The sequence below is a fragment of the Pseudomonas sp. BN607 genome, assembly GCF_029871175.1.
In the GTDB taxonomy this organism is placed as follows: Bacteria; Pseudomonadota; Gammaproteobacteria; order Pseudomonadales; family Pseudomonadaceae; genus Aquipseudomonas.
In genome coordinates this window covers 12,378-37,563 of the sequence record NZ_SSOE01000059.1, presented here as the reverse complement: position 1 = coordinate 37,563, position 25,186 = coordinate 12,378, and the positions used below count along the sequence as shown (strand labels likewise).

The following is a 25,186-nucleotide window of genomic DNA, read 5'->3' as shown; positions in this document are numbered from 1 at the left end:
AGAGGCGACACGCAATGGGACGTTTGACCACACACGTACTGGATGCCGCGCATGGCTGCCCGGGCAGCTCGATCAAGGTCGAGCTGTACCGCGTCGAAGGCCAGCAGCTGGAGCTGGTGAACACCGCCCTGACTAACAGCGATGGCCGCGTCGATGCGCCGCTGCTGCAGGGTGACGACTACCGCACCGGCGTTTATCAACTGCAGTTCAGCGCAGGCGACTACTACCGCGCCCGTGGCGTACAGCTGCCGGCCCAGGCGTTTCTGGATGTTGTCGTGCTGCGTTTTGGCATCGACGAGTCGCAGGAGCACTACCACGTGCCGCTGCTGATTTCGCCGTACAGCTATTCGACCTATCGTGGAAGCTAGTTGGTCGCTAGAAGAATCTTCGTAGGTCCTTTGGCCCGCTCTCACACTGGCGGGCTTTTTTTCGTCTGCAGGAAAGTGGGGGTGATGTGGGGTGTTCGGCGTGATTTTTGTAGCGGGCATGAAATCGAGCGCCGCGCGGGCGGCGCTCGATCGTGAAAACACTAAACCTCTACAGCCAGGCGTCCGGTGCTCAGAGGAACACGAACTTGGCAATGAAGATGGCGCACAGCACCCACAGGCTGGCCGAGATTTCCTTGTACTTGCCGGTACCTGCCTTCAAAGCGACGTAGGTGATGAAACCCAGCGCGATACCATCGGCAACGGAGAAGGTCAGCGGCATCATGATGACCGTGACAATCGCCGGAATGCTGTCGGTGGCTTCGTCCCAATGAATGTGCGCCATGCTGCCCATCATCAGCATCGCCACGTAGATCAGCGCGCCTGCTGTCGCGTAAGCCGGGATCATTCCCGCCAGCGGGGCGAAGAACATCGCTGCGACGAACAGTAAGCCGACCACCACCGCCGTGAGACCGGTACGGCCACCTGCGGCGACACCTGCGGCACTTTCCACATAACTGGTCACTGGCGGCACGCCGACCACAGCACCGAATACGCTGGAAGCACTGTCGGCCTTCAAGGCGCGCGACAGGCCTTCGATGCGCCCGTCCGGCGCTACCAGGTTCGCTCGCTGGGCAACACCCATCAGCGTGCCGGCGGTGTCGAACATGTGGACGAACAGGAACGCCAGCACCACGCTGATCATGCTGACATTGAACACGCCAGCCACGTCCATGGCCATCCAGGTCGGTGCCAGGCTTGGGGGCATCGACATCACCCCGCCAAACTTGACCAGGCCCAGGCCCCAGCCCGCCAGGGTGACACCAATGATGCTGATCAGGATCGCGCCGAACACCCGCTTGTAGCTGAGGATGGCAATCAGCAGGAAGCACACGGCCGCCAGCAGTGGCCCCGGCTCGTGCAGCGAGCCCAGCTTGATCAGGGTGGCGGGGCTATCGACGATGATGCCAGCCGTCTTCAGGCCGATCAGCCCGAGAAACAATCCGACGCCAGCCCCCATGGCATGGCGCAGGCTGACCGGAATGCTGTTCAGCAACCATTCGCGCACTTTCGACAAGGTCAGGAACATGAACAGCACGCCCGAGACGAATACCGCCCCCAGCGCTGTTTCCCAGTTGTAGCCCATGGTGCCGACCACGGTGTAGGTGAAGAAGGCGTTGAGCCCCATGCCCGGTGCCAGGCCGACCGGCCAGTTGGCGTAAAGGCCCATCAGCAGGCAGCCCAGCGCAGCGGCGATGCAAGTGGCGACGAAAGCGGCACCATGGTCGATACCGGCGTCGGCCATGATGTTGGGGTTGACGAAGATGATGTAGGCCATGGTGATGAAGGTCGTCACCCCGGCGATCAGCTCGGTCCTGACAGTACTGCCGTGTTGCTTGAGTTTGAAAATCCGCTCCAGCCAGCTCGTTTCGAGCGGTGGGGCAAGATCCAGCGTAGGGGCTTCGGATTTGCGGCTTTCCACAGCGAGTACTCCTCAAGTCTTTCTTGTTGTTGTAGGGACCTTTTCCTGAGCAATGCACTTGGAGGCCCCACGAGGGAAGGCAGACGACTGACCAGTATGTTGACTTATGGGTCAGGAAGTTGCTCGGTGGATTATGCTTTTGTGTACAAAGAATGCAAATAATGTTTTATGTTTTGTGTGCGCAATGTGTCGTACAAAGGCTATATAGGTAAAACGCCCCCTGCGGAATCGCCTCAGCCTGTGTACAATGGCGCCATACTTTCTCTTCGTGCCTCGAGAGCCCATGAACGAACAGCTGCAACCTCTGAAGAAACCTGCACGTGTCGGCAAGGCCGGCCGCAGCGGTACCCAGGACGATATCGTCTACGCGCATATTTTCGAGGCAATCCTCGAGCAGCGTCTGGCCCCGGGCACCAAGTTGAGCGAGGAAGCGCTGGGCGAGATCTTCGGCGTCAGCCGCACCATCATTCGTCGCGCACTCTCGCGCCTGGCCCACGAGAGTGTGGTGCTGCTGCGGCCAAACCGCGGCGCGGTGGTGGCCAGCCCGACGGTTGAAGAAGCGCGCCAGGTGTTCTTCTCGCGGCGCATGGTCGAGCGTGCCATCACCGAACTGGCCGTTCAGCACGCCACCCTGGACCAGCTGAACGAGCTGCGGCAGATGGTGCGTGAAGAGCGGGACAGCTTCTCGCGCGGTGACCGCGGTGCCGGTATTCGCCTTTCCGGCGAGTTCCATCTCAAACTGGCCGAAGCCGCAGGCAATGCGCCGCTGGTAAGCTTCCAGCGCAGCCTTGTGTCGCAGACCTCGCTGATCATTGCCCAGTACGAAAGCGGCACCCGTTCGCACTGCTCGTATGACGAACACATGCAGCTGATCGATGCCATCGAAGCGCGTGATGCCGAGCAGGCTGTGAGCCTGATGATGCACCACATGGACCACATCGACAGCAAGCTGAACCTGGACGAGGAAAGCGCCTCGGACGACCTGCACGCGGTGTTCTCGCATTTGCTGAAAAAGCCCAAGGTTTCAGCCAAGGGTTGATCGTTTGCTTTACTGATTGAGGGGCCGTTGTAGCAGCACACCCCTTGACAGCTAGCGCGATCACCGTGGGAGCGGGCTTGTCCCGCGAACACGGGCGAAGCCCGTGCCACCCGCCGCGCCGCCTGCTTCGGGGGCAAGCCCGCCCCCATAATGGCTAGGCCGTTACTGGCCATTGTACAAACGTCTGCTAAATTCTTGTGGGCAAACCTTCATCAAGCAGTTGGGCTTGCGCATCCATTGCGTTCCACTACTTGAGGAAAGGTCCATGACCATGTCTCTGGGTAAACGAATGGGTGCCGAGCTGATCGGCACCTTTTGGTTAGTGCTTGGCGGCTGTGGCAGTGCGGTACTCGCAGCCAGTTCCCCGGTCGGCATCGGTGTCCTCGGTGTCGCGTTCGCCTTCGGCCTCACCGTACTGACCATGGCCTTTGCCATTGGCCATATCTCCGGCTGCCATCTCAACCCGGCCGTGTCCTTCGGGTTAGTGGTGGGCGGCCGTTTCCCGGCCAAAGAGCTGCTGCCCTACGTGATCGCCCAGGTGATCGGGGCCATCCTGGCAGCGGGGGTCATCTACCTGATTGCCAGCGGCAAGGCGGGTTTCGAACTGTCTTCGGGATTGGCTTCAAATGGCTACGCCGACCACTCGCCAGGTGGTTATACGCTGGGTGCGGGTTTCGTCAGTGAAGTGGTGATGACGGCGATGTTCCTGGTGGTGATCATGGGCGCGACCGACGCCCGCGCACCGGCAGGCTTCGCGCCGATCGCCATCGGCCTGGCCCTGACCTTGATCCACCTGATCTCCATCCCGGTGACCAATACCTCGGTCAACCCCGCGCGTAGCACAGGGCCGGCCTTGTTCGTCGGCGGCTGGGCCCTGCAACAGCTGTGGCTGTTCTGGGTGGCGCCGCTGATAGGTGCTGCAATCGGCGGCGCGCTGTACCGGGGGCTTGCCAAAGAACCTTAGCGTTGGTGCACGCAACGCCCTGCAGCGTAGGTTTCCCGCACAGTGCGGTCGTCACCCAGGGTGGTGAGCACGAACAAGGTTTCTTCAATGCTGTTGGACTGCTGAATGCGGTAGTCCAGCAGTGGCGTGGCCTTGTAGTCCAGTACCACGAAGTCGGCATCGTTGCCCGGGCGCAGGCTGCCGATGCGGTCGTCCAGGCGCAGGGCGCGAGCGCCGCCGAGGGTCGCCAGGTACAGCGATTTGTACGGGTGCAGGCGCGCGCCTTGCAGCTGCATGACCTTGTAGGCCTCGTTCAGGGTGTTGAGCAGCGAGAAACTGGTACCAGCGCCAACGTCGGTGCCCAGGCCCACATTGACCTTGAAGCGCTCGGCCTGCGGCAGGTTGAACAGCCCGCTGCCGAGGAACAGGTTGGAGGTGGGGCAGAAGGCCACGGCCGAGCCGGTTTCGGCCAGGCGCTGGCACTCCTCGTCGCACAGGTGTACGCCGTGGGCGAACACCGAGCGCTCGCCGAGCAGCTCGAAGTGGTCGTAGACGTCCAGGTAGCCCTTCTGCTCGGGGAACAGTGACTTTACCCAGTCGATTTCCTTGAGGTTTTCCGACAGGTGCGTGTGCATGTACACGCCCGGGTGCTCCTTGAGCAATTGGCCGGCCAGGGTCAATTGTTCCGGCGTGCTGGTCGGGGCGAACCGCGGGGTAACGGCATAATGCAGGCGGCCCTTGCCATGCCAGCGCTCGATCAGTGCCTTGCTTTCGGCATAGCCCGATTCGGCGGTGTCGGTCAGGTAGTCCGGCGCGTTGCGGTCCATCATCACCTTGCCGGCGATCAGGCGCAGGTCCAGGCGTTCAGCCTCTTCGAACAGGGCATTCACCGACTCCGGGTGCACGCTGCCGAACACCAGCGCAGTGGTGGTGCCGTTGCGCAGCAGCTCCTTGAGGAAGATCTTCGCCACCTGGTCGGCATGGCTTTTATCGGCGAACTGCTTTTCGCAAGGGAAGGTGTAGGTGTTCAGCCAGTCCAGCAACTGCTCGCCGTACGAGCCGATCATGCCGGTCTGCGGGAAGTGGATATGGGTGTCGATGAAACCCGGGGTAATCAGTGCATCCTGATAGTGCTCGACCGGGATATCGGCATCCAGGGTCGGCAGCAGTTCGCTGGCATGGCCAATGGCACTGATACGGCCATCGTCTACCACCAGCAGGCCGTCCTCGAAGTATTCATGGGAAGCCTCCAGGCCCACCTCGGCCGGGTCGGCGATGCTGTGCAGGATGGCGGCACGGTAGGCTTTGCGGGTAACGGTCATAACACACTCGTCATATGGCTTGGCTGCGGCGTGAGGGCGGCAGCAACTGGGCAATGGGGCCGGCATTGGCGGCAGCGTCGTGCTGGCCGAAGCAGGCGTTGTAGGTGGCGATGATTTCACCGGCGATGGACACGGCAATCTCGATGGGCAGCTTGCCCTTGACCTCGGCCAGGCCCATCGGGCAGCGCATGCGGGCCATGACGGCCTCGTCGTAGCCGCGCTCGCGCAGGCGGTGCTCGAACTTGACCCGTTTGGTCTTCGAGCCGATCAGGCCGAACCAGGTGAAGTCGTTGCGTTTGAGAATGGCAGCAGTCAGCTCCAGGTCGAGCTGGTGGTTGTGGGTCATGACGATGCAGTAGCTGCCGGGTGGCAGGGCTGCGACTTCGTCGACCGGCTCCTCACTGACCACCTTGGTCACCCCGTTGGGGATGAGCTCGGGGAATTCCTGTTCACGCGAGTCGATCCAGCGTACGCGGCATGGCAGCGCGGCGAGCAAGGGTACCAGAGCCCGGCCGACATGGCCCGCGCCGAACACGGCGATCTGCGCCTGCACGGCGGCCATGGGTTCGAACAGCAGCACGGTCACACCGCCGCAGCACTGGCCCAGGCTGGCGCCGAGGCTGAAGCGCTCAAGGTGCGGCGTGGTGCGCTGCTCTTCGAGCATTTGCCGGGCGATGTGCAGCGCCTTGTATTCCAGGTGGCCGCCGCCGATAGTGTCGAACAGACCGCTGGCGCTGACCACCATCTTCGAGCCGGCATTGCGCGGGGTCGAGCCGCGCTCCTCGATGATGGTCACCAGCACGCACGCTTCGCCACGGGACTGGTGGTCGGCGAGGGCGTTGATCCATTGGTGCATGATGCAGATCCTCTTCAGTGCAACGCGGTCCGCTTCTTTGTGGGAGCGGCCTTGTGTCGCGATAGGGGCGCGAAGCGGCCCCAGAATACGTAAAGCAACATACATATTTGGGGCTGCTGCGCAGCCCTTTCGCGACACAAGGCCGCTCCCACAGAAAAAGCGGAGCGCGGCGTTACTGGGTGACGGTTTCCAGCTCCGGTTCTGCGGACTGAGTGGCAGCCACCGCCTTGCGCATCTGCTCACACCCCCACAGCACTCTCTCCGGCGTTGCTGGCGCGTCCACCTGTGGCTGCACACGGTAGTCGGCCAGGCTGGCCACGGCATCCTTGATCGCACACCAGGCCGCAATGCCGAGCATGAACGGCGGCTCTCCCACGGCCTTGGAGTGGAACACGGTGTCTTCCGGGTTCTTGCGGTTTTCCACCAGCTTTACGCGCAGGTCCAGCGGCATGTCGGCCACTGCCGGGATCTTGTAGCTGGCCGGGCCGTTGGTCATCAGCTTGCCCTTGGCGTTCCACACCAGTTCTTCGGTGGTCAGCCAGCCCATGCCCTGGATGAAACCGCCTTCCACCTGGCCGATGTCGATGGCCGGATTAAGCGAATCGCCCACGTCGTGCAGGATGTCGGCGCGCAGCATCTTGTATTCGCCGGTCAGGGTGTCGACGATCACTTCCACGCAGGCGGCGCCAAAGGCGAAGTAGTAGAACGGCCGGCCGCGTGCCTGGCTGCGGTCGTAGAAGATTTTCGGCGTGCGGTAGAACCCCGTGCTGGACAGCGACACCTGGGCGAAGTAGGCCTGCTGCACCAGTTGCTCAAAGCTGACGATCTGGTCGCGCACGCGTACATGGCCGTTGCGGAATTCGACATCTTCCTCGGTCACCTGATAGTGCCGTGCGGCAAACTCGGTCAGGCGCCGCTTGAGGATTTCGGCCGCGTTCTGCGCCGCCTTGCCGTTCAGGTCGGCACCACTCGACGCTGCGGTTGGCGAGGTATTGGGTACCTTGTCGGTGTTGGTGGCGGTGATCTGGATGCGGCTGAAATCAACCTGGAAGATCTGCGCCACCACCTGGGCCACCTTGGTGTTCAGGCCCTGGCCCATCTCGGTGCCGCCGTGGTTCAGGTGGATGCTGCCATCTGTATAGATGTGGATCAGCGCACCGGCCTGGTTGAGGAAGGTGGCGGTGAACGAGATACCGAACTTGACCGGCGTCAGCGCCAGGCCCTTCTTCAGCACCGGGCTGTTGGCGTTGAAGCGGCGGATCGACTCGCGTCGTTCGGCATAGTCGCTGCTGGCTTCCAGTTCGGCGGTCATCTCCTCGAGCATGTTGTGCTCGACGGTCTGGTAGTAGTGAGTGATGTTGCGTTCGGTCTTGCCGTAGTAGTTGGCTTTGCGCACCGCCAGCGGGTCGCGGCCCAGGTGGCGGGCGATATGGTCCATCACCTGTTCGATGGCGACCATGCCCTGCGGGCCGCCAAAGCCGCGGTAGGCGGTGTTGGAGGCGGTGTTGGTCTTGCAGCGGTGGCCATGCACAGTGGCATCGCCCAGGTAGTAGGCGTTGTCGGAGTGGAACATGGCGCGGTCGACGATCGAGCCGGAAAGGTCAGGCGAGTAGCCGCAGTTGCCGGCCAGGTCGAAATTGATGCCATGCAGGCGACCGTTGTCGTCGAAGCCTACGTCGTACTCGACGTAGAACGGGTGGCGCTTGCCGGTCATGGTCATGTCCTCGACCCGGGGCAGGCGCATCTTGGTCGGCTGGCCGGTCAGGCGCGCCACCACCGCGCACAGGCACGCCGGGCTGGCGGCCTGGGTTTCCTTGCCGCCAAAGCCGCCACCCATGCGGCGCATGTCCAGCACCACCTTGTTCATCGGCACATCGAGTACTTCGGCAACCAGCTTCTGCACTTCGGTGGGGTTCTGCGTGGAGCAGTAGACGATCATGCCGCCGTCTTCGGTGGGCATCACCGAGGAAATCTGCGTTTCCAGGTAGAAGTGCTCCTGGCCGCCGATATGCAGGGTGCCCTGAATGCGATGCGGGGCACTGGCCAGGGCGGCAGCGGAGTCGCCACGCTGGTGGGTGTGGCTGTCGAGCACGAAGTGCTTCTTGCGCAGCGCATCGACCACATCCAGCACCGGCTCCAGGTCTTCGTACTCGACGATGGCGGCCATGGCCGCTTTGCGTGTGGTTTCAAGATCCCGGGCTGCAACGGCAAGCACCGGCTGGCCGAAGAACTCGACCTTGTCGATGGCCAGCAGCGGGTCGCCGGCCACTACCGGGCCGATGTCTTTCAGGCCGGGGATGTCTTCGTGGGTGATCGCAATGCGCACACCCTCGAAGGCATAGCACGGCGTGGTGTCGATGCGCAGGATGCGCGCATGGGCGCGGTCGGCGGTGCGGGCATAGACGTGCAACTGGTTGGGGAATTCCAGGCGGTCGTCGATGTACACAGCCTCGCCGGATACATGCTTGTCGGCGCTGTCGTGCTTGACGCTGCGGCCGACACCGGTGGTCAGGTCCTGGCTGAACAGTTCGGCCATCTCGGCCTGGCTTTTGGCTACGTGATGGTTAGACATAAGCGGTCACCCGGGTTTCGATGTGCGGCGTTTGCTGTTCGATGAAGTACTTGCGCAGCAGGTTCTGCGCGGTCAGCAGGCGGTATTCCTTGCTGGCGCGGAAGTCGCTGAGCGGGGTGAAGTCCTCGGCCAGGGCCTGGCAGGCGCGCTCGATTGCGGCCTGGTTCCACGGCTTGCCGCGCAACGCTGCCTCGCAGGCACGGGCGCGCTTGGGTATCGCCGCCATGCCGCCGAAGGCGATCCGCACACCGCTGACCACACCGTCTTCGATGCTCAGGTTGAAGGCTGCGCACACGGCGGAGATGTCATCGTCCAGGCGCTTGGACACTTTATAGGCGCGGAACGCCCAGTCACTGGAGGCGCGCGGTACGATGATTTTCTCGATGAACTCGCTGTCCTGGCGAGCCGTGATGCGGTAGTCGATGAAGTAGTCTTCCAGCGGCATCACCCGTTGGCGTTCACCCTGGCGCAGCACCACCTGCGCGTCCAGGGCGATTAGTAGGGGTGGCGAGTCGCCGATTGGCGAGGCGTTGCCGATGTTGCCGCCGAGGGTGCCCTGGTTGCGTATCTGCAGCGAGGCAAAGCGGTGCAGCAGGGCGCCGAAGTCGGGATACTCCTCGTTAAGCGCGCCATAGCAGTCGGTGAGCGGGGTGGCGGCGCCGATTTCCAGGTGGCTGGCGGTTTTCTCGATGCGCTTGAGCTCGGCCACGTGGCCGACGTAGATCATCACGGGCAAGGTCTTGTGGAACTGGGTGACTTCCAGCGCCAGGTCGGTACCACCGGCCAGCAGTCGCGCTTCAGGGTGCGAGCTGTACAGGTCGGCCAGATCCGCCACGGTCAGCGGCACCAGGCAGCGCTTGTCGCCGCTGTTCAGCTCGCCGGTCTGCGTCGGGGCAATGGCCTTGAGGCGGCTGAGGGTCTGCGCCTGCTGGGCATCGAACTGGTCACGGCAGGGCTGGCGGCAGCTTTGCTCGGCGGCGTCGAGGATCGGCCGGTACCCGGTGCAGCGGCACAGGTTGCCGGCCAGGGCTTCCTGAGCCTGGTGCAGGTCGGGGCCGCTGCTGTTCTTTTGTAGGGCGAACAGCGACATGACAAAGCCCGGGGTGCAGAAGCCGCACTGCGAGCCATGGCAATCGGCCATGGCTTGTTGCACGCTGTGCAGTTGGCCTTGGTGCTTGAGCCCCTCGACGCTGATCAGTTGCTTGCCGTGCAACGACGAAACAAAAGTGAGGCACGAATTGAGGCTGCGGTAGCGCAGGCTGTCGTTGCCTTGGTCGTCCTGGCTCAGTTCGCCGACCACCACGGTGCACGCACCGCAGTCACCACTGGCGCAGCCCTCCTTTGTGCCGGGTTTGCCCAGGTGCTCGCGCAGGTACTGCAGCACTGTCATATTAGGGTCCAGGGCGTGCTCACTACGCAGCTCCTGGTTGACGAGAAACTGGATCACGGGGATGGCCTCGCAATGGTTTTATTGTTGTTGGGCGGACTCTAAGCAACACCTGTCTAGCAGGTCAATATTTTTCTGACTCAAAGGTCAAGAAAATGCTCATGTCCATGCCCAGCCGCACACACTGCCTCTATTCCAAGCATAGATCGCGCCGGGCGCGTGGCTGTCTGACAGGTCAAATAAACCGCCTGGCCCCTCTGCGCGATTACCGCCCAAGTACGCTACAATCCGCCACTTGTGCCCAGTTCAATGATTTTGAAGGAAAACCATGACGTTCAAGGCCCCGGACAGCCTCTCCGAGCAGATTGCCGATTACCTGGCCGAACGCATCATCCGCGGCGAACTGGCGCCAGGCGAGCGTATCCAGGAGCAGAAGGTTACCCAGGCGCTCAACGTCAGCCGCGGCTCGGTGCGCGAAGCACTCCTCATCCTCGAACGTCGCCATCTGGTAGCGATCCTGCCGCGCCGTGGTGCCCATGTCACCGAACTGGACGAGCGCAGCGTGCGCAGCCTGTGTTCCTTGATGGGCGAGTTCTACATCCTGCTGGGCAACGCGGTTGCGCAAAAATGGCGCACCGAAGCCGACCTGCGCCCGTTTCTGGAGATTCAGCAGCGCCTGCAGCGTGCCCACGACCAGCTGGACATCAAGACCTTTGTCGCTGACAGCTTTGCCGTGATGCGTGCAGCCTACCCGTTCGCCGACAACCCGTTCCTGCAGGAAACCGTAGAGAACCTGCAGCCGGCCATGAGCCGCGCCTACTACCTGTCGCTCGACCAGCGCCAAGCCAACATGATCGACTACCTCGACCTGTTCGCCCGCCTGCTCGAAGCCGTGGTTGCCCGCGACCTGCCGCGCATTCGCGAAGTGCTGACTGCCTATGGCCAGCGCAGCTGCGAACTGGTGCTGGCGGCACTGGCCCGAGGCTGACCGATGCGCCTGAAGTGCATTCGGCTGGCCGGTTTCAAGTCGTTCGTCGACCCGACCACGGTCAATTTCCCCAGCAACATGGCGGCCGTGGTTGGCCCCAACGGCTGCGGCAAGTCCAACATCATCGACGCGGTGCGCTGGGTGATGGGCGAAAGTTCGGCGAAGAACCTGCGCGGCGAGTCGATGACCGACGTCATCTTCAATGGCTCCAGTGGTCGCAAGCCGGTCAGCCAGGCCAGCATCGAGCTGGTGTTCGACAACAGTGAAACCACCTTGGTTGGCGAGTACGCCGCCTACGCCGAGATTTCCATCCGCCGCAAGGTCACCCGCGACGGGCAGAACAGCTATTACCTGAATGGCACCAAGTGCCGCCGGCGCGACATTACCGATATTTTCCTGGGTACCGGTTTGGGGCCGCGCAGTTATTCGATCATCGAACAGGGCATGATCTCCAAGCTGATCGAGGCCAAACCCGAGGAGCTGCGCAACTTCATCGAGGAAGCCGCCGGTATCTCCAAGTACAAGGAGCGCCGCCGCGAAACCGAGAGCCGCATCCGCCGCACCCAGGAAAACCTGGCGCGTCTGACCGACCTGCGCGAAGAGCTGGAACGCCAGCTGGAGCGCTTGCACCGGCAGGCCCAGGCAGCCGAGAAGTACCGTGAGTACAAGGCTCAGGAACGGCAGATGAAAGCGCGTCTGTCGGCCTTGCGCTGGCGCGACCTGGACGCACGGGTGCGCCAGCGTGAGGCGGTGATCGGCGATCAGGACGTGTCCCACGAGGCGCTGGTGGCCGAGCAGCGCAATGCCGATGCCAGCATCGAGCGCCTGCGTGACGGCCATCATGAACTGTCCGAACGCTTCAACCAGGTGCAGGGCCGGTTCTATTCGGTGGCTGGCGACATCGCCCGGGTCGAGCAGAGTATCCAGCATGGCCAGCAGCGCCTGCGCCAGTTGCAGGACGACTTCAAGGAAGCCGAGCGGACACGGCTGGAAACCGAATCGCACCTGGGCCACGACCGCACCTTGCTGGCGACGTTGGGCGAAGAGCTGGCCATGCTCGAACCTGAGCAGGAAATGACCTTGGCCGCCGCCGAAGAAGCCGCTGCCGCGCTGGAAGAGGCGGAGCTGGGCATGCACGGCTGGCAGGAACAGTGGGACAGTTTCAACAACCGTTCCGCCGAGCCGCGCCGACAAGCCGAAGTCCAGCAGGCGCGCCTGCAGCAGCTGGAAACCAGCCTGGAGCGCCAGGCCGAGCGCCAGCGCAAGCTGGGCGAAGAGCGCGAGCAGTTGGGCAGTGATCCCCAGGACGCCGCCATGCTCGAACTGGCCGAGCAGTTGGCCAGCAGCGAAATGCTGCTGGAGGAATTGCAGTTATCCGAAGAACAGGTGGTCGAGCGCCTGGAAGGCCTGCGCGAGCAACTGCAGCAGGCCACTCACGCCCAACAGCAGGCACAGGGCGACCTGCAGCGCCTGGGCGGCCGCCTGGCCTCGCTGGAGGCCTTGCAGCAGGCCGCCCTGGAACCGGGGGCAGGGGCCGCTGACTGGCTGCATGGCCAAGGCCTGGAGCAACAACCGCGCCTGGCCGAAGGGTTGCGGGTCGAGCCGGGCTGGGAGCTTGCGGTGGAAACCGTGCTGGGCGCTGACTTGCAGGCCGTGCTGGTGGACGACTTCGACGGCCTTGATTTCACCGGCCTGGAACAGGGCGAATTGCGCCTGCTGGTGGCAAGCGGCGCCGGTTCCTCGTTGCCCGGCAGCCTGCTGGAAAAGGTCGAAGGCCGTGTCGACCTGGCACCTTGGCTGGGCCAGATCAAGCCTGTGGATGACCTGGCCCAGGCGCTGGCACAGCGTGCCTCGCTCGGTGAGGGGCAAAGCCTGGTCAGCCGCGACGGCTACTGGGTTGGCCGGCAGTTCCTGCGGGTACGGCGTGGGGGTGAGGCCGAAGGCGGTGTGCTGGCGCGCGGCCAGGAAATCGAACGCCTGGGCGAGGAGCAACTGGCTCAGGAAGCGGCGCTGGAGCAGCTTGATCAACAGTTGCACGCGCTGCGTGAACAGCAGTTGGACGTTGAAGAACAGCGCGAACAACTGCGCCGCCGTACCCAGGAAGAAAACCGCCTGCACGGTGAGCTAAAGGCCAACCTGTCTGCCAGCCGCGCCCGTGCCGAGCAGGTTGAACTGCGCCGACGGCGCCTGCAGGAAGAACTGACCGAGCTAGAAGAACAGCGCGCCCTGGAGCACGAGCAATTGGGCGAGGCCCGCCTGCTGCTGCAAGAAGCCCTGGAGTTGATGGCCCAGGACACCGAACAGCGCGAGCAGTTGATGGCCCGCCGCGACACCCTGCGCGAAAGCCTTGACCGGGTGCGCCAGGAGGCCCGCCAGCACAAGGACCACGCCCACCAGTTGGCCGTGCGCCTGGGCTCGCTGCGGGCCCAGCACGATTCCACCCGGCAGGCCCTGGAGCGCCTGGAGCAGCAAGCCGCGCGGCTGACCGAGCGCCAGGAGCAACTGAGCCTGAACCTGGAAGAGGGCGAAGCCCCGCAGGAAGAGCTGCGCCTGAAGCTGGAAGCGCTGCTGGAACTGCGCATGAGCGTCGACGAGGAAATGCGCCAGGCCCGCCTGCACATGGATGAGGCTGACCGCGAACTGCGCGATGCAGAAAAGCGCCGTACCCAGGCCGAGCAGCAGGCTCAATCGCTGCGTGGCCAACTGGAACAGCTGCGGCTGGAGTGCCAGGGCCTGGATGTGCGGCGCAAGACCCTGCAGGAGCAGTTGTTGGCCGACGGTTACGACCTGCAAGGCGTGCTCGCCACCCTGGAGGCCGAGGCCAGCGAGCAGGGCACCGAGCAGGAGCTGGAGCAGCTTGAGGCGCGTATCCAGCGGCTGGGGGCAATCAACCTGGCGGCCATCGAGGAATACGAGCAGCAGTCCGAGCGCAAGCGCTACCTGGATGCCCAGGACGCTGATCTGGTCGAAGCGCTGGAGACGCTGGAAAACGTCATTCGCAAGATCGACAAGGAAACCCGCAACCGCTTCAAGGATACCTTTGATCAGATAAATGCCGGATTACAGGCACTTTTCCCAAAAGTTTTCGGTGGTGGCAGCGCTTATCTGGAACTGACGGGCGAAGATCTACTCGATACAGGGGTGACGATCATGGCGCGACCACCGGGCAAGAAGAACAGCACCATCCATCTGCTGTCCGGCGGCGAAAAGGCACTGACCGCATTGGCGCTGGTGTTTGCCATCTTCAAGTTGAACCCCGCACCGTTCTGCATGCTCGACGAGGTCGATGCGCCGCTGGACGATGCCAACGTCGGGCGCTATGCGCGCCTGGTAAAGGAAATGAGTGAAAGCGTGCAGTTCATCTACATCACCCACAACAAGATCGCCATGGAGATGGCGGACCAATTGATGGGGGTGACCATGCATGAACCCGGTTGTTCACGGCTTGTCGCTGTTGATGTGGAGGCGGCCATGGCCATGGTCGATGCTTGATGCGCGACGATGGGGGCACATTCTGTAGCGAAATGCCCCCGCCATGTGCGACAGACGGTGTAAAGTTGTCTTTGGTCGTGCTAGCTTAATGTCACTCGTTTTTTGCGTGGGTAAAACGCCTGTCAGAACATAGAGTTGGCGCCACGTGTTAAAGGGCTTTGAACCCTTTGTTTTCAAGCATATTTTTATAGAGGCACGGGATTACATGGAAATCGGTCTGCGCGAGTGGCTGATCGTCATCGGCATCATTGTCATTGCCGGTATTCTTTTCGACGGCTGGCGCCGCATGCGCGGCGGCAAGGGCAAGTTGAAATTCCGTCTGGACCGCAGTTATTCCAACCTGCCGGACGAAGAAGGCGCCAGTGCCGAAGTGCTCGGCCCGTCGCGGGTGCTGGACACCCACAAGGAGCCTGAGCTGGACGAAAGCGACCTGCCTTCGCTCAGCGCTTCTGCGCGTGACCGCGAGCGCGAGCCCAAGCCGGCCAAGGCCAGCAAGCGTGCCAAGCGCGCCACCGCAGCTGCCGACGCACAGCAGGGCGACCTGAACCTCAGCGCCGAGCCACGCGAGCCCGACCTGTTCGCCGACAGCGACGAGGACTTTGCCGCTGACAATACCCGCGGTAATGCAGCGCCTGCTGCCAGCAGTAGCGTCAAGGAGCTGCCGCCGGCCGAGGAAGTGCTGGTCATCAGCGTGATCTCGCGCGATGAAGGTGGCTTCAAGGGCCCTGCGTTGCTGCAGAATATTCTCGAAAGCGGCCTGCGCTTCGGTGAAATGGACATCTTCCACCGCCACGAGAGCATGGCCGGTCACGGCGAAGTGCTGTTCTCCATGGCCAACGCGGTCAAGCCGGGTGTATTCGACCTGGATGATATCGACCACTTCAGCACCCGTGCGGTGAGCTTCTTCCTCGGACTGCCGGGCCCGCGTCATCCGAAGCAGGCCTTCGACGTGATGGTGGCAGCAGCACGCAAGCTGGCCCACGAATTGAACGGCGAGCTCAAGGACGACCAGCGCAGTGTGCTGACCGCCCAGACCATCGAGCACTACCGCCAGCGCATCGTCGAGTTCGAGCGCCGTGCGCTGACCCAGAAGCGCTGATCTGCCCAAGTGGGCAGGCCTGGCCTGGTTTTGCCCACCCTGTTTCAAGTGCAAGAGCAGCCCAGTGCTGCTCTTTTGCTTTGCAAGAGATCCTGAAAAATGACCGCCGAAACCCGTATCCTCGAACTGCGTGCCGAGCTCGACCAGCACAACTATCGCTACTACGTGCTCGACGAGCCCAGCGTGCCTGATGCCGAATACGACCGTCTGTTCAACGAGCTCAAGGCGCTGGAAGCCGAACACCCGCACCTGGTAACCCCCGACTCGCCCACCCAGCGTGTGGGTGGAACTGCCTTGGCTGCGTTCAGCCAGGTGCGCCACGAAGTGCCCATGCTCAGCCTGGGCAACGCCTTCGAAGAAGCCGACCTGCGTGAGTTCGGCCGCCGTGTGGTAGAAGGCCTGGATCAGCCGGGCGCGGTCGACTACAGCTGCGAACCCAAGCTCGATGGCCTGGCCGTGAGCCTGCTGTACCGCGACGGACAGCTGGTGCAGGGCGCCACCCGGGGCGACGGCACCACTGGCGAAGACATCAGCGCCAACGTACGCACCGTGCGCAACATCCCGCTCAAGTTGCAGGGTAAGGGTTGGCCGGCAGTGCTGGAGGTGCGCGGCGAGGTGTACATGAGCAAGGCCGGTTTCGACCGGCTCAATGCCGCCCAGGCCGAGGCCGGTGGCAAGACCTTCGCCAACCCGCGCAATGCCGCCGCTGGCAGCTTGCGCCAGCTGGACTCGAAAATCACCGCCAGCCGCCCGCTGGAGTTCTGCTGCTATGGCGTCGGCCAGCTGTCCGCAAGCATCGGCGACAGCCATATTGGCATCCTCGAGCAACTCAAGGCCTGGGGCCTGCCGATCAGTCGCGAGCTCAAGCATGCGGCGGGCATCGAAGAATGCCTTGCCTACTACCGCGACATTGGCGAGCGGCGTAACAGCCTGCCGTATGAGATCGACGGTGTAGTGTTCAAGGTCAACAGCCTGGCCGCCCAGCGCGAGCTGGGCTTCCGCGCCCGTGAGCCGCGCTGGGCGATTGCCCACAAGTTCCCGGCGATGGAAGAGCTGACCGAGGTGCTGGACGTCGAGTTCCAGGTTGGCCGTACGGGTGCAGTAACGCCTGTAGCGCGGCTGAAGCCGGTCAAGGTGGCCGGTGTGACCGTGTCCAACGCCACCTTGCACAACATGGACGAAATCGCCCGCCTGGGCCTGCGCATCGGCGACACGGTGATCATTCGCAGGGCCGGCGACGTGATCCCGCAGGTGATGCAGGTGGTGCTCGAGCGTCGTCCGCAAGACGCCCGCCCGGTAGAGGTGCCAAGCGAGTGCCCGGTGTGTGGTTCGCAGGTCGAGCGCACCCAGCTGGTCAAACGCAGCAAAGGCAAGGAAACCACCAGCGAAGGTGCGGTGTACCGCTGCGTCGGTCGCCTGGCCTGTGGCGCCCAGCTCAAGCAGGCGATCATTCACTACGTATCGCGTCGGGCCATGGATATCGACGGCCTGGGTGAGAAAAGCGTCGAGCAATTGGTGGACGAGGGGCTGATTGGCTCGCCGGCTGACCTGTACAAGCTGCAGTTCGAGCAGGTCGTCGGCCTTGAAGGCTTTGCCGAGGTGTCGACCCAGAAGCTGCTGGATGCCATCGAAGCCAGCAAGCGCCCGAGCCTGGCGCGCTTCATCTACGCGCTGGGCATCCCGGATGTCGGCGAGGAGACTGCCAAGGTGCTGGCCCGCTCGCTGGGCAGCCTGGCGCGCGTGCAGCAGGCATTGCCGCAGGTGTTGACCTATTTGCCGGACATCGGTCTCGAAGTGGCCTACGAGATCCACAATTTCTTTGAAGACGAGCACAACCAGAAGGTTATCCAGCAGCTGCTCGACAGTGGTATGCAGTTGCAGGACGAAGGCGAGCTGGCTGCCGAATTTGCCGCCAGCACCACCTTGGCCGGGATGATCGCCAAGCTCGACATTGCCTCCGTCGGCCCGACCGGTGCCGAGAAGTTGGTGGCCAAGCTCGACAGCCTGGACAAGATCATCGCCGCCGACGGCATTGACCTGCGCCAGGCCCTGGCGGCCAAGCAGGCCGACGCAGTGCGTGAGTTCTTCAAGGATGAAGCGAACCAGAAACTGGCGCGGGACATCGAAGCGCAGCTGCTGGCGTTCGGCATGCACTGGAGCAGCGAGAAGAAGGTAGCCGAAGGCTTGCCGCTGGCCGGCCAGACCTGGGTGCTGACCGGTACGCTGGAGCGCATGAGCCGGGACATTGCCAAGGACAAGCTGGAAAGCCTGGGGGCCAAGGTTGCCGGTTCCGTTTCTGGCAAGACCCACTGCGTGGTGGCAGGGCCGGGTGCAGGTTCCAAGCTGGCCAAGGCTGCTGAGCTGGGTGTGAAGGTACTGGACGAAGATGCCTTCGTTACCTTCCTGGCCGAACAGGGCATAGCGGTCTAGGCATCCGTGCCCCCCCCTGTGGGGGGCAACTGCCTTGCTCAACACTCGAAAAGCCTGCGCGGTCGCCCGTAGGAGCGGGTTTACCCGCGAAGAGGCCCGTCCAGGCCGTCTCGACCCTGACAAGTCATTGAGAAATGATGACTTTTTCTGCCGCAGTGGTTGTATCTGCCCCAAAGACCGGTACAATGGCGCCACTCGCTGCTCAGCGAGGCATGTAGTGGTGGCCCCATCGGTCCCCCCGCATTGATTACCCGTTAACCTGGTCAGGCCCGGAAGGGAGCAGCCATAGCGGGAACATCGAGTGCCGGGGTGTGGCTGGTGGGGCCGCCTCCATTTCTGGGGTCGGAAAACCTCAATCTGCAACGAACGCCTTCGTTCTTTCCTGCTTTTCGCCCAATGCTCCCGCCGCCGACAGCTTCATCAGCCGCTGGAATTTCGGGCAGGCCAGATGATCTTTCTCAGGACACTGCGCGGCATGCCGCAAGCCATTGCTCATCGCCTGCAAGCGCTTGATCCGCGCATCCAGCTCGTCCGCCTTTGCTATCAGCATCTGCCGGTCGACCTGCAGGTCCACCAGCATCGCCCCCACTTCATCCAGCGAAAACCCCGCGGCCTGCCCCAGGGCGATCAGCGCCAGCCTGTCCGCCACATCGGCTGCAAACTGTCGTCGCTGGCCGCGCCCGGCCAGGGACTTGAGCAAGCCTTTCTTCTCGTAGTAACGCAGTGTCGATGCAGGTACGCCTGTGCGTTTGGCGACGTCGGCAATGTCCATTTCGAGCCCTTGACTTGAAGTTGACTTCAACTTCTATGCTGCGCGGCATGGGTAATGACCGTCAACTTTCGAGGGCTTGTTCAATGACGTTTACTGCGATGTTTTTAGCTGCATTGCCGATTGGCATAGCTGCCACTGTAGTGATGGACCTGTGGGGGCTGCTGCTGAGGCGGTTGGGTGTGGCAACGCTGAACTTTGCCATGGTCGGGCGTTGGGCGGGGCACTTGCTAGGTGGGCGTGTTTCGCAACAAGCGATTGCCAAAGCGGAACCGGTGCGAAATGAGTTGGCGTGGGGATGGGTGATTCACTACGCCACCGGCGTGCTTTTCGCGATGCTGCTGCTTGTGATCGTAGGGGAGGGCTGGTTGCGGTCGCCTACTCTTTTACCTGCAGTAGTTGTGGGTGTGGGTACAGTCGTGGCGCCGTTTTGCCTCATGCAGCCGGCGATGGGGGCAGGGTTCTTTGCGTCCAGAACGCCGACACCTGCGCGGAACTGTCTGAAGAGCCTGGCCACGCATTTTGTGTTTGGTGTGGGGTTGTTCTTGAGTGCGTATTTACGGGCTTTGGTGTGAAGACAGGGAGCGCGATAACTGTAAGCACATGATCAGAGTGCCCACTTTAAGATAGGTCTGATAACAGTCTAGGAAAGCCCCTACACGTCAGGCAGGCATAGCGAATTATCCTACGTGTTCCGTCGACTCCCGTCTGATTGTCCCGGTAAACCTCGCCCACTAGGCTTTCGCGGTCGCTGTCAGTTCAGCGATCGGGTGTGGAAGCCTGGGTGGTTTGGCGGCTGTCGATATGACGGTTGTGCGTGGGAGGCCTTCGGGCCTGCCGGGTTTCCCATACCCCTGGTCTTCCACCCCGCGTACAACTGTCACCCTAAGTGTGGAAGCGAAAGGGTGCTCTCAGCCCGGTATGGTGATCTCATGAAAAAACTGGTCCCCGATCCACCCCACGTCTTCGATCTTCCCCAAGGCAAATCCCTTGCCCGCGCCATGAGCGAAGGCATCGTCCCGATGGAGTTGGCATTGATGAATGTTTCCCACTACCTGATGTTCGCCTACAGCGATAGCCGGCGGGCGCTTGAGCGCATTCAGGACGAAGAAACCAGGCAGTTGTTGGAGCATGGGTTGCGGGCCATGCAGATTGCCTGGGGGCAGGCGGATGCGGTCAGCTTGGCGTTTGAGCGTAAAGGCCAGTGATTTTGGTCTTGAAGTAAGTCTGGATAGCAGGAATATCGAGTAACCCTGTGGGAGCGGGTTCACCCGCGAAGCAGGCGCCGCGGTGGATGGCACCGGCTTTGCCGGTGTTCGCGGGTGAACCCGCTCCCACAGGAGGGCGCGCAAGCTTCGCGAGGGTTTTGCCTTCCATCAGATAGGCCGGATCAGGGCCGGGCCACAGACATGTTGCCCGGGTCGCCCGCTCCCCCATACCGCTGCACAATCCGCTCGATCTCCCCTGACTGCTTCATTCTTACCAACGCCCGCAACAGCCCTTGTGTCGGTATCGCCGGATCGTTGCGCACCATGCACCCCAAATCCTGTTCGTCCAGCACTGCCAGCGCTTGCAATTGCTGCTCCGCTGGCAACCCTTGGTTGAACCACTGCAACGACAACTGGTTGCTCACCGCATGGCGATACCGGCCGGCCTGCAGCTTTTGCAGCACCAGCAACTGGCTGCGGCTGTCCTCACGGTGCAGCTGGCCGTGGTCCAGCAGCGGTTGCAGGGTTGAATAGGTGTAGCCCAGCACCGTGCCGATCGCCTGAGGTGGCAGTTGCTCCGGGGGTGTCGGGGTGCTGTCGCCGGCGCGGCCAACCAGCACGTCGCGCTGATGAATCAGCGGGATACTCCACACAAAATCCCTTGGACGGTCGTTGAGCCATTGGGTACTGACGTAGCAACGGACATCAATATCGCCGCTGCTCATGGCCTCTTCCAGGCGCAGGCGGGCCATGACGTGGAACTCGGGGCGAGCACCCACTTGCCTGGCAACGGCTTGCATCAGGTCGTAAAGCAACCCCTCGACTGGCTGATCGCCTTCGATGCGTACCAGCGGCATGCTCCAGCTCTCGGCTACGGAAAAGCGCAGCACTGGCTGGTCAGCCAGGCTGTGGGTAGACCACAGCAGTAACAGGGCCAGCAGTCTTCGCAAAAGCAATCCTCCCTGGACAATGCGCCATTCCAAGCTTAGACGAGTTGCGCAGGGTGCAATTTTGCCCCCGCTCCGCTAGCATTAGCGATCTTCCGCTCGATCAGGCTACGATGGTTTTTCGATGAGTTATCAGGTTCTTGCACGAAAATGGCGTCCGCGCTCGTTCCGCGAAATGGTCGGCCAGACCCATGTGCTCAAGGCCTTGATCAATGCCTTGGACAACCAGCGCCTGCACCACGCCTACCTGTTCACCGGTACGCGCGGCGTGGGCAAGACGACCATCGCCCGTATTATCGCCAAGTGCCTGAACTGTGAAACCGGCATCACCTCCACCCCCTGTGGCACCTGTTCGGTGTGCCGTGAAATCGACGAAGGCCGTTTCGTCGACCTGATCGAGATCGACGCCGCCAGCCGCACCAAGGTCGAGGACACCCGCGAACTGCTGGACAACGTGCAGTATGCCCCGAGCCGTGGGCGCTTCAAGGTCTACCTGATCGACGAAGTGCACATGCTCTCGACCCACTCGTTCAACGCCTTGCTCAAGACGCTGGAAGAGCCGCCGCCCTACGTCAAGTTCATCCTCGCTACCACCGACCCGCAGAAGCTGCCGGCCACCATCCTGTCGCGCTGCCTGCAGTTCTCGCTGAAGAACATGAGCCCGGAGCGGGTGGTCGAGCACCTGAGTCACGTACTGGCTGCCGAGAACGTGCCGTTCGAACCGGATGCCCTGTGGCTGCTGGGCCGCGCGGCCGATGGCTCGATGCGTGACGCCATGAGCCTGACCGACCAGGCCATCGCCTTTGGCGAAGGCAAGGTGCTGGCTGCTGATGTGCGGGCCATGCTTGGCAGCCTGGATCACGGCCAGGTCTATGGCGTGTTGCAAGCGTTGCTCGAAGGCGATGCCCGGGCATTGCTGGAGGCTGTGCGCAACCTGGCGGAGCAGGGGCCGGACTGGGCGGGCGTGTTGGCCGAAATGCTTAACGTGCTGCACCGTGTGGCCATTGCCCAGGCGTTGCCGGAAGCAGTGGACAATGGCCAGGGCGACCGCGAGCGAGTGCTGGCGCTGGCCTCGGCATTGCCGGCCGAGGACGTACAGTTCTACTACCAGATGGGCCTGATTGGCCGCCGAGACCTGCCGTTGGCGCCGAACCCACGTGGTGGTTTCGAGATGGTCCTGCTACGCATGCTGGCGTTCCGCCCGGCCGATACCGACGACGCGCCGAAACCGGTGCTAAAGCCATTGGGGATCAGCCAGGCCACAGCTGATCCTGCAGCTCCGGTGGCAGACTCGGCCTCGACCTCGGTCGAGCCCTCATCGCCTGTCGCGCCCCTGCCGGCAGAGCCTGTGGCGGCAGCACCACGGCTGGAAGTGCCTGCACCTGCGACAGCCGACCATGAGCCGGAGGCCGAGCCAGACGTTGAGTTACAGGCTGAGATCCAGGCCATTTCGGTACCCGAGCCTGTCGCAGAGGTGATCGACCTGCCGTGGGAAGAGCCAGCGGCTGCACCCGCACCGGTAGCGTCTGAACCTGCGCAAAAGCCCGAGGCGGTTGCCCCTGCCGCGGCGCCACAGCCCGCCCCGGCAGACGACGCGCCACCTTTCGACCCGTCCGCCTATGCTGCCGTAGGCATGGACCGCGACGATGAGCCGCCGCTGGACGAAGACTATTACGGCGGTGAAACCGACCCGGTTGGTTTCAGCTACCTGGACGAGTTGGCCGAGCATGTTCAGGAAGAGGTGTCCAAGCCGGCTGCCGAACCGCTGCCAGCAGCCAAACCGGCCACCGGTCTGGCCCTGCAATGGCTGGAATTATTCCCACAGTTGCCTGTGTCCGGTATGACAGGCAACATCGCGGCAAACTGTACGCTGATTGCTGCCGATGGCGATGATTGGCTGCTGCACCTGGACCCTGGCCAAGGTGCGCTGTTCAATACTACCCAGCAGCGCCGCCTGAACGAAGCGCTCAACCAGCACCTGGGGCGTACGCTGAACCTGCGTATCGAGCTGATCCTGCCCGAGCAGGAAACCCCGGCCCAGGCTGCATCGCGCAAGCGTGCCGAGCGTCAGCAGGACGCCATCACCTCGATCGAGCAGGATCCGTTGATCCAGCAGATGATCAAGTTGTTCGGTGCCAAGGTGCGGCAGGATACTATTGAGCCTGTAGAAGCCCTGGCCAATCAGGGCCAGTAACGGATAACCATGCGGCTGGCCCTGGGCCGGGCCGCATCACATGACCCAATCGAGGTATACCCCCATGATGAAAGGTGGCATGGCCGGCCTGATGAAGCAGGCCCAGCAGATGCAGGAAAAGATGCAGAAGATGCAGGAAGAGCTGGCCAACGCTGAAGTCACCGGTCAGTCCGGTGGTGGCCTGGTGAGCGTGGTGATGACCGGTCGTCACGACGTCAAGCGCGTTAGCATCGACCAGAGCCTGATGTCGACTGACGAAGACGACAAGGAAGTGCTGGAAGACCTGATCGCCGCCGCGTTGAACGATGCCGTGCGCAAGATCGAGCAAAGCAGCCAGGAAAAAATGGGCGGCATGACCGCCGGCATGCAACTGCCGCCGGGCTTCAAGATGCCGTTCTAAGGGCATTGCGATACCAAAAAGCGCCGCTGATATCAGCGGCGTTTTTTTTGCGTAGATTTCAACCCGGCTGCGGTCTGCTCTTTAAGTGGGAGCGGCCTTGTGTCGCGAAAGGGGCGCGAAGCGGCCCCCGGATTCCAGCTTTGCAGCATTGAGTGCCGGGGCTGCTTCGCAGCCCTTTCGCGACACAAGGCCGCTCCCACAAAAAAGCAGACCTTGCAGGCTTTGGGCGAGGTGATTTGACGCCATCGCCCCCGCTGGGTATAAACCGCCTCTTATTGATTTGTCAGGCCATTCCCATGAGCTTCAGCCCCCTTATCCGCCAACTGATCGACGGCCTGCGCATCTTGCCAGGCGTTGGCCAGAAAACCGCCCAGCGCATGGCCCTGCAATTGCTGGAGCGCGACCGCAGCGGCGGGCTGCGCCTGGCGCAGGCCTTGACCCAGGCCATGGAAGGGGTAGGGCATTGCCGCCAGTGTCGCACCCTCACCGAGCAGGAACTGTGCCCGCAGTGCGCCGACCCGCGCCGTGACGACACCCAGCTGTGCGTGGTCGAGGGGCCGACCGATGTGTATGCGGTGGAGCAGACCGGCTACCGTGGCCGTTATTTCGTGCTCAAGGGCCACCTGTCGCCGCTGGACGGCCTTGGGCCTGAGGCGATCGGTATTCCGCAACTGATGGCGCGGATCGAGGAGCAGGGCACCTTTACCGAGGTGATCCTGGCGACCAACCCGACGGTGGAGGGGGAGGCGACGGCGCATTACATTGCGCAATTGCTGAGCGAGAAGGGCTTGGTGGCGTCTCGCATTGCCCATGGTGTACCGCTGGGTGGCGAACTGGAGATGGTGGACGGCGGTACCTTGGCCCATGCCTTTGCAGGGCGCCGGCCAATTTCGCTCTGATTCAGAAATGCTGGGGCCGCTTTGCGGCCCATTCGCGGGGCAAGCCCGCTCCCACACAAATATAGCGATGCTTCACTTTGGACTGCCCCCATGAAGTTGGACACTGATCCAACCCTTGGGGGCAGTCCTTTGTGGGAGCGGGCTTGTCCCGCGAATGGGCTGCAAAGCAGCCCCAAAAGCCAACTCAGTACTCGCTGAGGGAAAACTCGGTCAGGCAGAAGGTAGGCACCCCGGCCGCCTGCAACCGACGCGACCCGTCCAATTCCGGCAGGTCGATGATCGCCGCCGCCTCGAACACCTGCGCCCCGGTGCGACGCACCAGGTTGGCTGCCGCCAGCAGGGTCCCGCCAGTAGCAATCAGGTCATCGAAGATCAGCACCGAATCGCCTTCACACAGGCTGTCGGCATGCACTTCCAGGAAGGCCTCGCCGTACTCGGTCTGGTAACCCTCGCTCAGCACGTCGGCCGGCAGCTTGCCTTGCTTGCGGAACAGGATCAGCGGCTTGTTCAACTGGTGGGCGATGATCGAGCCGATCAGGAAACCCCGCGCGTCCATGGCACCAATGTGGCTGAATTCAGCCTCGACGTAGCGCTCGATGAACTGGTCGGCCACATAGCGCAGCCCACGCGGCGACTGGAACAGCGGGGTGATATCGCGGAAGATCACGCCCGGTTTGGGAAAGTCCACCACCGGGCGGATCAGGGCTTTGAGGTCGAAGGCGTCGCTGTGCAT

At 62.6% G+C, this 25,186-nt stretch carries 20 protein-coding genes and 1 other RNA gene; 13 read left to right on the top strand and 8 right to left on the bottom strand.

Annotated elements, in window-relative coordinates; genetic code table 11:
* The first annotated feature begins 14 nt into the window (after positions 1-14).
* Positions 15-368: a hydroxyisourate hydrolase gene (gene uraH, locus E8E68_RS16675; RefSeq protein ID WP_003254328.1), complete on the top strand. Its 354-nt coding sequence runs from the start codon at positions 15-17 to the stop codon at positions 366-368.
* Between the two features lie 190 nt (positions 369-558).
* Here uraH and E8E68_RS16670 read toward each other — a convergent pair whose 3' ends face one another.
* On the bottom strand, positions 559-1,878 hold the full coding sequence (locus E8E68_RS16670) for an NCS2 family permease (RefSeq protein WP_256590649.1): 1,320 nt from the start codon (positions 1,876-1,878) through the stop codon (positions 559-561).
* Between the two features lie 313 nt (positions 1,879-2,191).
* Between E8E68_RS16670 and E8E68_RS16665 the strand changes: the two genes are divergently transcribed.
* Positions 2,192-2,947 (top strand): GntR family transcriptional regulator, encoded by a 756-nt coding sequence (locus E8E68_RS16665; RefSeq protein WP_110746434.1) that lies wholly within the window; start codon positions 2,192-2,194, stop codon positions 2,945-2,947.
* Positions 2,948-3,212: 265 nt separating this feature from the next.
* Positions 3,213-3,911, top strand: a complete 699-nt coding sequence (gene aqpZ, locus E8E68_RS16660; RefSeq protein WP_056801451.1) for an aquaporin Z — start codon at positions 3,213-3,215, stop codon at positions 3,909-3,911.
* On the opposite strand, the gene guaD is transcribed toward aqpZ, so the two are convergent.
* The 4 genes from guaD to xdhA all read right to left on the bottom strand — a co-directional run bounded on the left by guaD (position 3,908) and on the right by xdhA (position 10,087).
* Positions 3,908-5,212: a guanine deaminase gene (gene guaD, locus E8E68_RS16655; protein WP_110746436.1), complete on the bottom strand. Its 1,305-nt coding sequence runs from the start codon at positions 5,210-5,212 to the stop codon at positions 3,908-3,910. The genes aqpZ and guaD overlap by 4 nt on opposite strands.
* Before the next feature lie 10 nt (positions 5,213-5,222).
* Positions 5,223-6,068, bottom strand: coding sequence for a xanthine dehydrogenase accessory protein XdhC (xdhC, locus tag E8E68_RS16650; RefSeq protein WP_110746439.1), 846 nt, complete (start codon positions 6,066-6,068; stop codon positions 5,223-5,225).
* A 172-nt stretch (positions 6,069-6,240) separates the two neighbouring features.
* Entirely contained in the window at positions 6,241-8,640 is a 2,400-nt protein-coding gene (gene xdhB / locus E8E68_RS16645; RefSeq protein WP_280342964.1) for a xanthine dehydrogenase molybdopterin binding subunit, read from the bottom strand.
* Entirely contained in the window at positions 8,633-10,087 is a 1,455-nt protein-coding gene (gene xdhA / locus E8E68_RS16640; protein WP_280342962.1) for a xanthine dehydrogenase small subunit, read from the bottom strand. Before xdhA ends, xdhB begins: the two co-directional genes overlap by 8 nt.
* A gap of 268 nt (positions 10,088-10,355) precedes the next feature.
* Here xdhA and E8E68_RS16635 point away from each other — a divergent pair, with 268 nt between their 5' ends.
* The 5 genes from E8E68_RS16635 (at position 10,356) to ffs (ending at position 18,360) form a co-directional block, all read left to right on the top strand.
* On the top strand, positions 10,356-11,015 hold the full coding sequence (locus tag E8E68_RS16635) for a GntR family transcriptional regulator (protein ID WP_012273425.1): 660 nt from the start codon (positions 10,356-10,358) through the stop codon (positions 11,013-11,015).
* 3 nt (positions 11,016-11,018) lie between these two features.
* On the top strand, positions 11,019-14,507 hold the full coding sequence (gene smc, locus E8E68_RS16630) for a chromosome segregation protein SMC (protein WP_280342957.1): 3,489 nt from the start codon (positions 11,019-11,021) through the stop codon (positions 14,505-14,507).
* 205 nt (positions 14,508-14,712) lie between these two features.
* Positions 14,713-15,606, top strand: a complete 894-nt coding sequence (zipA, locus tag E8E68_RS16625) for a cell division protein ZipA (RefSeq protein WP_266032547.1) — start codon at positions 14,713-14,715, stop codon at positions 15,604-15,606.
* Between the two features lie 99 nt (positions 15,607-15,705).
* Positions 15,706-18,036, top strand: a complete 2,331-nt coding sequence (ligA, locus tag E8E68_RS16620; protein ID WP_280342954.1) for an NAD-dependent DNA ligase LigA — start codon at positions 15,706-15,708, stop codon at positions 18,034-18,036.
* A gap of 227 nt (positions 18,037-18,263) precedes the next feature.
* Positions 18,264-18,360: signal recognition particle sRNA small type (gene ffs, locus E8E68_RS16615), an RNA gene on the top strand.
* Positions 18,361-18,388: 28 nt separating this feature from the next.
* On the opposite strand, the gene E8E68_RS16610 is transcribed toward ffs, so the two are convergent.
* Positions 18,389-18,808 (bottom strand): helix-turn-helix domain-containing protein, encoded by a 420-nt coding sequence (locus tag E8E68_RS16610; protein ID WP_266032555.1) that lies wholly within the window; start codon positions 18,806-18,808, stop codon positions 18,389-18,391.
* A gap of 83 nt (positions 18,809-18,891) precedes the next feature.
* Here E8E68_RS16610 and E8E68_RS16605 point away from each other — a divergent pair, with 83 nt between their 5' ends.
* Together E8E68_RS16605 and E8E68_RS16600 are read left to right on the top strand one after the other, a co-directional pair.
* Complete coding sequence (locus E8E68_RS16605) at positions 18,892-19,380, top strand: DUF2938 domain-containing protein (protein WP_280342997.1); 489 nt, start codon at positions 18,892-18,894, stop codon at positions 19,378-19,380.
* A gap of 357 nt (positions 19,381-19,737) precedes the next feature.
* Positions 19,738-20,013 carry a hypothetical protein gene (locus tag E8E68_RS16600; RefSeq protein ID WP_280342951.1) on the top strand — a complete coding sequence of 92 codons (276 nt, stop codon included), beginning with the start codon at positions 19,738-19,740 and terminating at the stop codon, positions 20,011-20,013.
* Between the two features lie 182 nt (positions 20,014-20,195).
* Here the strand turns inward: E8E68_RS16600 and E8E68_RS16595 are convergent, their stop codons facing one another.
* Positions 20,196-20,963, bottom strand: a complete 768-nt coding sequence (locus E8E68_RS16595) for an ABC transporter substrate-binding protein (protein WP_266032561.1) — start codon at positions 20,961-20,963, stop codon at positions 20,196-20,198.
* 121 nt (positions 20,964-21,084) lie between these two features.
* Between E8E68_RS16595 and dnaX the strand changes: the two genes are divergently transcribed.
* The 3 genes from dnaX to recR all read left to right on the top strand — a co-directional run bounded on the left by dnaX (position 21,085) and on the right by recR (position 24,453).
* Positions 21,085-23,154 carry a DNA polymerase III subunit gamma/tau gene (dnaX, locus tag E8E68_RS16590; RefSeq protein ID WP_280342947.1) on the top strand — a complete coding sequence of 690 codons (2,070 nt, stop codon included), beginning with the start codon at positions 21,085-21,087 and terminating at the stop codon, positions 23,152-23,154.
* A 64-nt stretch (positions 23,155-23,218) separates the two neighbouring features.
* Complete coding sequence (locus E8E68_RS16585; RefSeq protein WP_016488349.1) at positions 23,219-23,554, top strand: YbaB/EbfC family nucleoid-associated protein; 336 nt, start codon at positions 23,219-23,221, stop codon at positions 23,552-23,554.
* Positions 23,555-23,850: 296 nt separating this feature from the next.
* Positions 23,851-24,453, top strand: coding sequence for a recombination mediator RecR (gene recR / locus E8E68_RS16580; RefSeq protein WP_003254304.1), 603 nt, complete (start codon positions 23,851-23,853; stop codon positions 24,451-24,453).
* 184 nt (positions 24,454-24,637) lie between these two features.
* Here the strand turns inward: recR and E8E68_RS16575 are convergent, their stop codons facing one another.
* Positions 24,638-25,186, bottom strand: coding sequence for an adenine phosphoribosyltransferase (locus tag E8E68_RS16575; RefSeq protein WP_009683910.1), 549 nt, complete (start codon positions 25,184-25,186; stop codon positions 24,638-24,640).

What these genes read in the sequence shown, in the direction of transcription:
- uraH (WP_003254328.1), top strand. Translation starts at nt 15, where the DNA reads ATGGGACGTTTGACCACACACGTACTGGATGCCGCGCATGGCTGCCCG.
- E8E68_RS16665 (WP_110746434.1), top strand. Translation starts at nt 2,192, where the DNA reads ATGAACGAACAGCTGCAACCTCTGAAGAAACCTGCACGTGTCGGCAAG.
- aqpZ (WP_056801451.1), top strand. Translation starts at nt 3,213, where the DNA reads ATGACCATGTCTCTGGGTAAACGAATGGGTGCCGAGCTGATCGGCACC.
- guaD (WP_110746436.1), bottom strand. Translation starts at nt 5,212, where the DNA reads ATGACCGTTACCCGCAAAGCCTACCGTGCCGCCATCCTGCACAGCATC.
- xdhC (WP_110746439.1), bottom strand. Translation starts at nt 6,068, where the DNA reads ATGCACCAATGGATCAACGCCCTCGCCGACCACCAGTCCCGTGGCGAA.
- xdhB (WP_280342964.1), bottom strand. Translation starts at nt 8,640, where the DNA reads ATGTCTAACCATCACGTAGCCAAAAGCCAGGCCGAGATGGCCGAACTG.
- E8E68_RS16635 (WP_012273425.1), top strand. Translation starts at nt 10,356, where the DNA reads ATGACGTTCAAGGCCCCGGACAGCCTCTCCGAGCAGATTGCCGATTAC.
- smc (WP_280342957.1), top strand. Translation starts at nt 11,019, where the DNA reads ATGCGCCTGAAGTGCATTCGGCTGGCCGGTTTCAAGTCGTTCGTCGAC.
- zipA (WP_266032547.1), top strand. Translation starts at nt 14,713, where the DNA reads ATGGAAATCGGTCTGCGCGAGTGGCTGATCGTCATCGGCATCATTGTC.
- ligA (WP_280342954.1), top strand. Translation starts at nt 15,706, where the DNA reads ATGACCGCCGAAACCCGTATCCTCGAACTGCGTGCCGAGCTCGACCAG.
- E8E68_RS16610 (WP_266032555.1), bottom strand. Translation starts at nt 18,808, where the DNA reads ATGGACATTGCCGACGTCGCCAAACGCACAGGCGTACCTGCATCGACA.
- E8E68_RS16605 (WP_280342997.1), top strand. Translation starts at nt 18,892, where the DNA reads ATGACGTTTACTGCGATGTTTTTAGCTGCATTGCCGATTGGCATAGCT.
- E8E68_RS16600 (WP_280342951.1), top strand. Translation starts at nt 19,738, where the DNA reads ATGAAAAAACTGGTCCCCGATCCACCCCACGTCTTCGATCTTCCCCAA.
- dnaX (WP_280342947.1), top strand. Translation starts at nt 21,085, where the DNA reads ATGAGTTATCAGGTTCTTGCACGAAAATGGCGTCCGCGCTCGTTCCGC.
- E8E68_RS16585 (WP_016488349.1), top strand. Translation starts at nt 23,219, where the DNA reads ATGATGAAAGGTGGCATGGCCGGCCTGATGAAGCAGGCCCAGCAGATG.
- recR (WP_003254304.1), top strand. Translation starts at nt 23,851, where the DNA reads ATGAGCTTCAGCCCCCTTATCCGCCAACTGATCGACGGCCTGCGCATC.
- E8E68_RS16575 (WP_009683910.1), bottom strand. Translation starts at nt 25,186, where the DNA reads ATGCACAGCGACGCCTTCGACCTCAAAGCCCTGATCCGCCCGGTGGTG.